General features: G+C 58.8%; 6 protein-coding genes and 1 rRNA gene. 6 read left to right on the top strand and 1 reads right to left on the bottom strand.

Annotated features, from left to right (window positions below):
* Window position 1: 1 nt before the first annotated feature.
* The 4 genes from G552_RS0113065 to pdxY all read left to right on the top strand — a co-directional run bounded on the left by G552_RS0113065 (window position 2) and on the right by pdxY (window position 4389).
* Window positions 2-1493 (top strand): 16S ribosomal RNA (locus G552_RS0113065).
* A gap of 178 nt (window positions 1494-1671) precedes the next feature.
* Window positions 1672-2319 (top strand): monothiol bacilliredoxin BrxC family protein, encoded by a 648-nt coding sequence (locus tag G552_RS15570; protein WP_036270943.1) that lies wholly within the window; start codon window positions 1672-1674, stop codon window positions 2317-2319.
* A gap of 238 nt (window positions 2320-2557) precedes the next feature.
* The gene (locus G552_RS0113075) at window positions 2558-3442 is read left to right on the top strand and encodes a histone deacetylase family protein (protein WP_027883420.1); all 885 of its coding nucleotides are present in this window, start codon (window positions 2558-2560) and stop codon (window positions 3440-3442) included.
* Window positions 3443-3507: 65 nt separating this feature from the next.
* Window positions 3508-4389, top strand: a complete 882-nt coding sequence (gene pdxY / locus G552_RS0113080) for a pyridoxal kinase PdxY (RefSeq protein ID WP_027883421.1) — start codon at window positions 3508-3510, stop codon at window positions 4387-4389.
* 50 nt (window positions 4390-4439) lie between these two features.
* Here the strand turns inward: pdxY and G552_RS0113085 are convergent, their stop codons facing one another.
* Window positions 4440-5021: a phospholipase A2 gene (locus G552_RS0113085; protein WP_027883422.1), complete on the bottom strand. Its 582-nt coding sequence runs from the start codon at window positions 5019-5021 to the stop codon at window positions 4440-4442.
* Window positions 5022-5275: 254 nt separating this feature from the next.
* Between G552_RS0113085 and G552_RS0113090 the strand changes: the two genes are divergently transcribed.
* Both G552_RS0113090 and G552_RS0113095 read left to right on the top strand, forming a co-directional pair.
* Window positions 5276-5632 carry a DUF6152 family protein gene (locus tag G552_RS0113090; protein WP_027883423.1) on the top strand — a complete coding sequence of 119 codons (357 nt, stop codon included), beginning with the start codon at window positions 5276-5278 and terminating at the stop codon, window positions 5630-5632.
* Entirely contained in the window at window positions 5632-6126 is a 495-nt protein-coding gene (locus G552_RS0113095; RefSeq protein WP_027883424.1) for a hypothetical protein, read from the top strand. Before G552_RS0113090 ends, G552_RS0113095 begins: the two co-directional genes overlap by 1 nt.
* Window positions 6127-6516: the final 390 nt, after the last annotated feature.

Genomic DNA, 6516 nt, shown 5'->3' on the forward strand with positions numbered 1-6516 from the left:
TGTTTTGGAGAGTTTGATCCTGGCTCAGGGTGAACGCTGGCGGTATGCCTAAGACATGCAAGTCGGACGGGCTGTTTCGGCAGCCAGTGGCGGACGGGTGAGTAACACGTAGGTGACCTACCCTAAAGTCTGGGACAACCAGGAGAAATTCTGGCTAATCCTGGATGTGGACAAGTCTTAGTGGGATTTGTCTAAAGCCTTTAGGCGCTTTAGGATGGGCCTGCGGCGCATCAGGTAGTTGGTGGGGTAAAGGCCTACCAAGCCGACGACGCGTAGCTGGTCTGAGAGGATGGTCAGCCACAGGGGTACTGAGACACGGACCCCACTCCTACGGGAGGCAGCAGTTAGGAATCTTCCGCAATGGGCGAAAGCCTGACGGAGCGATACCGCTTGAAGGACGAAGCCCTTCGGGGTGTAAACTTCTGAACTGGGGACGATAATGACGGTACCCAGGTAATAGCACCGGCTAACTCCGTGCCAGCAGCCGCGGTAATACGGAGGGTGCGAGCGTTACCCGGATTTACTGGGTGTAAAGGGCGTGTAGGCGGTCTCTCAAGTCCGATGCTAAAGACCGAAGCTCAACTTCGGGGGTGCGTTGGATACTGTGAGGCTAGACGGTCGGAGAGGGTAGCGGAATTTCCGGAGTAGCGGTGAAATGCGCAGATACCGGAAGGAACGCCAATAGCGAAGGCAGCTACCTGGACGATTGGTGACGCTGAGGCGCGAAAGCGTGGGGAGCAAACCGGATTAGATACCCGGGTAGTCCACGCCCTAAACGATGAGTGCTGGGTGTCCGACGACTGTTGGGTGCCGAAGCTAACGCGTTAAGCACTCCACCTGGGAAGTACGGCCGCAAGGCTGAAACTCAAAGGAATTGACGGGGGCCCGCACAAGCGGTGGAGCATGTGGTTTAATTCGAAGCAACGCGAAGAACCTTACCAGGTCTTGACATGTAGGGAACCCTGGTGAAAGCCGGGGGTGCCCGCGAGGGAACCCTAACACAGGTGCTGCATGGTCGTCGTCAGCTCGTGTCGTGAGATGTTGGGTTAAGTCCCGCAACGAGCGCAACCCTTGTGGCTAGTTGCCAGCAGTACGGCTGGGCACTCTAGCCAGACTGCCTACGAAAGTAGGAGGAAGGCGGGGATGACGTCTGATCCGCATGGCCCTTACGACCTGGGCGACACACGTGCTACAATGCCCTGCACAAAGCGCTGCGACCCTGCGAGGGGGAGCCAATCGCAAAAAACAGGGCTCAGTTCGGATTGGAGTCTGCAACTCGACTCCATGAAGCCGGAATCGCTAGTAATCGCGAATCAGCCATGTCGCGGTGAATACGTTCCCGGGCCTTGTACACACCGCCCGTCAAGCCATGGGAGTGGGTTTTACCTGAAGTCGCCGGGAGCCGCAGGCAGGCGCCTAGGGTAAGGCTCATGACTGGGGCTAAGTCGTAACAAGGTAGCTGTACCGGAAGGTGCGGCTGGATCACCTCCTTTCTAAGGAGTCCTGTAGCGCCACTCATGGCGCAGGTCTGGTGGCCCGTCGTAGCTGAACCAGACGAAGACTCGCCTAACCTGTGCTAATAAAGGTTTCCTTGTCCGCCCTTCGGGGCGGCTTTTTTTTGAGTGTTTCGGCCAACGTTTACCCCTCGTTTTGGCCGCTAGACTCGAGGGTATGAGAGAGCGCATGTACGCCATCACCACCCCCGAGGAAGCCGATGCCTTCATCGACAGTCAGCCCATTACCGCTATCTTCAAAGCCGGTACCTGCCACAAAACCATGCAGGGCTGGGGAAATGTGGAAAAGGTACTACGCGAGCGGCCTAGCATCCCCGTGGGCATCATCCGGGTGGTTGAGCACCGTCCGGCCTCCAACCGGGTCGCTGAGCGCACGGGCATCGTGCACCACTCACCCCAGATCATCTTGTTCAAAAATGGCCAACCTCTGTTTGAGTTGAACAACTGGGCGATCACCTTAGAGAACCTCGAGGCCCTCTTTGCCCAGCACCTTCCCGACCTGCCCAAAGAAACCCCACAGGAAGGGGGGCGGAGCGACCTCGAGCCTTACAAGCGCTTGCTGGACGCCTACCTAAGCGGGGTCATCAGCGAGCCGCAGTTCGCCTGGACCTACCTCAACATGTTCCGAGAGGACGCCTCCTTACGTTCCCAGGAGGAGTTTGCCCTGCTCAACTCCCTGTTTGGCAACCCCGACGAACACCACATCCACCCTCAGGCCATCCTGCAGTTCGAGCAGGCCCACCCCCAGCCCACCCCTCTGCGCGAAAGAGCCCAAGCCCTACGGGCCCAGCTCGAGCGGTTGTAATGCCGCGCTAACTCCCGCAAAAAATAAAACCCCTCTTTGAGGGGTGGGATGAATTCGTGGCTGAATACAGATGAATCCACACTCAATTTAGCCTGGCCCCGAGGAGTTCCTAAGGGGAACCTTTTGAGCAGGGGTGGCTCGAGGCCAGGCAGGATGAGCGTAGCAATTAGCTTTGTGAAAGATATGGAAACTTTGGCACGCCACAAAAACCCCAAGGTTTTCGTGCCATCTTAGAGTCATGCACCGTGCCTACTCCACCGCTCACTGCCAGCTCGAGCTTCCGGACTATCACCCTTTTCCCAAATACAAATACGCTGGGGTAGCCGAGGCACTCGGGGAGACACTCAAGGTAGAGCCCGCCCCAGCGGTAACCTGGGAAACACTGGCCCTGGTGCATAGCCCCACCTACTTGAACAAGCTTCGCTCCGAAGGGCTAAGCCGCCAGGAAGCGCACAAGGTGGGGCTGCCCTGGAGCGGCAGCCTGCTCAGCCGGGCCCTTTACGCCACTGGTGGCACCTTGGCTGCCGCCCAGGATGCCCTGCAAACCGGCCTGGGCCTCAACCTGGCTGGGGGCACCCACCACGCCTACGCCGACCGGGCCGAGGGCTACTGCTTGTTCAACGATGTGGCGGTAGCCATCGCCCAGCTACGGGCCGAAGGCTGGAGAGGCCGGGTGCTGGTGGTAGACCTAGACGCCCACCAGGGCAATGGCACAGCGGCTTTGTTTCAGGCCGACCCTTCGGTCTATACCCTCTCGGTACACGCCGAGCGCAACTACCCTTTGCGAAAAGAACAAAGCGACCTGGACATAGGTCTGGCCGATGGCGTCGGGGATCAAGCCTACCTCGAGGCCCTCGAGCCAGCCCTAGCGCAGGCCTTTGCCTTCGCCCCCGATCTGGTTTTCTTCAACGCTGGCGTAGACGTGCTGGGCAACGACCGCTTTGGCCGCTTAGGACTAAGCCTGGAGGGGCTGGCCGAGCGCGACCGAAGGGTGCTGGAAAAGGTACGGGAGGCCAACCGGCCTCTGGTGGTGGTGATGGGTGGGGGGTACAACCGCGACCCCCAGATCACCATCGCGGCCCATGCCCAGACCTACCGGCTGGCCCTCAAAACCCTCGGATAGCAATAAACACGCCCATCCAGCCCGTTCCCTGCCGTTTGGTGTCAAGAGTACGATAGACTGCCCCCATGCAGCCGCCCCGCAATATTCTCTCCATTCAAAGCTGGGTTTCTTATGGTCACGCCGGCAATGCTGCTGCGGTTTTTCCTCTGCAACGCATGGGCTTCGAGGTCTGGGCTGTTCACACCGTGCAGTTTTCCAACCACACCGGCTACGGGCAGTGGAAGGGCATGATCATGCCGCCAGAGCACCTCACAGCAGTGGTCGAAGGTATCGCCGAGCGCGATGTGCTGGGCCAGTGCGATGCCGTGCTATCGGGTTACATGGGCAGCGGCGGCACTGCCGAGGCCATTCTGTCGGCCCTGACCAGGGTGCGCCAGCTCAATCCCAATGCACTGTTCTGCTGCGACCCGGTGATGGGCGACGAGGGACGGGGTCTTTTCGTGCGGCCCGAGATTCCCGAGATCATCAAGCATCAGGTGTTGCCCCAGGCCGATATCATCACCCCCAACCAGTTCGAGTTGGAATTGCTCACCGAGCTTTCGGCCAAAACCCTGCGGGAGGTGCTGGAGGCAGCCCACATTGTTCGCGCCCATATCCACCAGGGCGGCCCGCGCATTGTGGTCGTGACCAGCATGCTACGCGAAGGCGCCCCTGAGGGCAGTATCGAGACCCTGGCGGTAGCCGATGGCGGTGCGTGGCTGGTGCGCACTCCCCGCATTCCTCTCGAGCCCCCTCGCAACGGCACCGGCGATGCCATTGCAGCTTTGTTTTTGGGCCATTACCTCCAGACCGGCGATGTTGCACTCAGCCTGGAGAATGCAGTCTCGGCCATGTACAACATGCTGCTCCTTACCCATCAAATGAACACCCGCGAAATTCAGCTCATCGCCGCCCAGGAAGAATATGTGAACCCCAGTCGGCGCTTCCCTGCCGAGAAGTTGGCCTAGCCATACGAGCCCTGGATAGATAGTCAGAGCAGCTTCAAGCCAAACGGCACCTAGTCGTAGAAGTAGGCCCAGCCAGCAACCCGCACAGCGCTGTAGTAGGTGTAGGCCGCCGAGTAGCAGGCTGCCCGGCTCAGGAAGCTCTTAGGGCGACAGATGCTGTTCATGTTAACCAGGAAGTTATCGTCGGCAAGCCGACGCCCGGTCTCGTTGTACAGGGTGGGGAAGCGGGGAAAGTTGGCATAGCCAAAGTCGTGAACGTTGCAAGCAGGCCGGAAGGTTTCGCGGTAGCCCAGGCCCAGGCCTTCCGGAGCCGAGCAACCGTCACGGCTCCAGTCGAACTGCGGGTAGTTGGCCTGTGCGGTATAATAGCTGTCGTAGTTGGCAATGCTGCCCAGAGCAATCATCTGCACCAGCTGCAGGTCACCTGCACTCAGGCTTTCTACCTCCTGGCGGGCGGTGCTGAGGTTCTGAAGGGACGCTTCGTAGGCTGCAATGGCCTCAGGCTCCACCCCCAGTCGGCGCATGTCTTGCAAGATCTCGAGTTCAGCAGGGGTCTCTACCAGGTTCGACTGCCCACAGGCCGCCAGTACCAATAGCAACATCAGCCATCCCAACCGGGTTATCTTCTGCATGACCGATCTCCTGAATGGTTAGTTCAACACCACGACAGGCTGTGTCTGCTGGTTGACAGGGTTGGCAGGTGCAGCAGGCCTTTTTAACAACCTGGTCGTAGGTTGGGGTTAGTTTACACCCATACCGCGGGGGCTGCTTAATCCAGGTGCCTGCCTTCTCAAAAAACCCACATAGCGTAAGCCCTCCTACATAGTCCAGTACTGTTGCCCCTGAATATAAACACATCACTGTTGCTTTGGGAAAAGGAGGGCATATGAAGAAAACCTGGTTCGCTGCAGTGTTGTTACTGGGCCTGGCCCTGGCCCATCACGGCTGGAGCAGCTACGATGCCAGCCGCATGTTTCAGGCCACCGGCACCATCACCGAAGTGACCTTCGAGTTCCCCCATGCCACCATCTGGATCGAGGTTCCACCCACCGGCTTGACGATGCAGCGCAGGTGGTATGTGGTGCTGGCCCCACCCTCGAGGATGGAGGCCCGGGGGCTGCCCAACAGCAGCCTTAAGGTAGGAGCCCAGGTTACGGTGGTAGGTTACCCCCACCGCACCGAGCGTCAAGAGATGCGGGCTGAGCGCATCATCGTGGAGGGCAAAACCGTCGAGCTGCGCTGATGTCGGAAACCTGGACTTCCTGGCTAAACTGGTTGCACACTACCCCAGCGGCCCTGGCCATGCGCCAGTCGGCTTGGCTTTATCCAGCCGTAGAAATCCTGCACATTCTTGGTTTTTGCCTCCTGGTGGGGGCTGCCGCTCTATTCGATCTGCGCCTGCTAGGTTTTTCCCTGCATATTCCGGTGCAGCAGATGGCGGCTCACTTGCTTCCGATGGCCTGGTTCGGCTTTGCTCTGGCAGCCCCCAGTGGCTTTTTACTGCTGTTACCCGATGCCCAAAGCATTGGGGTCAGCCCGATTTTTTTAGGCAAGATGGCCCTGATCGGTTTGGCCGGGCTGAACGCCTGGGTTTTTCACACCCGTGTTGGGCGCAATGTGCAGCATTGGAACCAAGGTGTAGGCCCACCCCTTGCCGCCAGGCTGGCCGCCCTCGTCTCGCTGGTGGTCTGGGTTGCGGTGATTGCCCTGGGGCGACTAATTGCTTATCTGTGTTAAGCCCCAAAAGGAAGGCGCGGCTCCCCTCGAGCCGCTGCCTGTCCAGCTCCTTCAGAGACCCCGCCGTGGCTTTGAAGTAGTTTGGGTCTGAATGGTATCTCCCCTCGAGATACATCGTCCAATGGGCCACTGCGTCGCTCCAAAGGGTACTGGTAGTATGACATGTCTGTTCAGCAGGGGTTGGGTTATTTGACCCAGGCTTCTTTGCAGCATTTTTCACAGAAGGTCTTATTCAAAAGTAGCGTCTAGATTCGCAACAGAACAGGGTCTTTGGCAAGGGCTCGAGGAAGGCTCTGAACCCGGACAAACACATGTGAGACTCTAAGCTGGGATAAAAAGAGGGGAACCAACCAAGAAAGGAGGTTCCCCAGGTGCAGTTTACCACCGTTG

Origin of the sequence: Meiothermus rufus DSM 22234, from assembly GCF_000423425.1 — a bacterium.
In the GTDB taxonomy this organism is placed as follows: domain Bacteria; phylum Deinococcota; class Deinococci; order Deinococcales; family Thermaceae; genus Meiothermus; species Meiothermus rufus.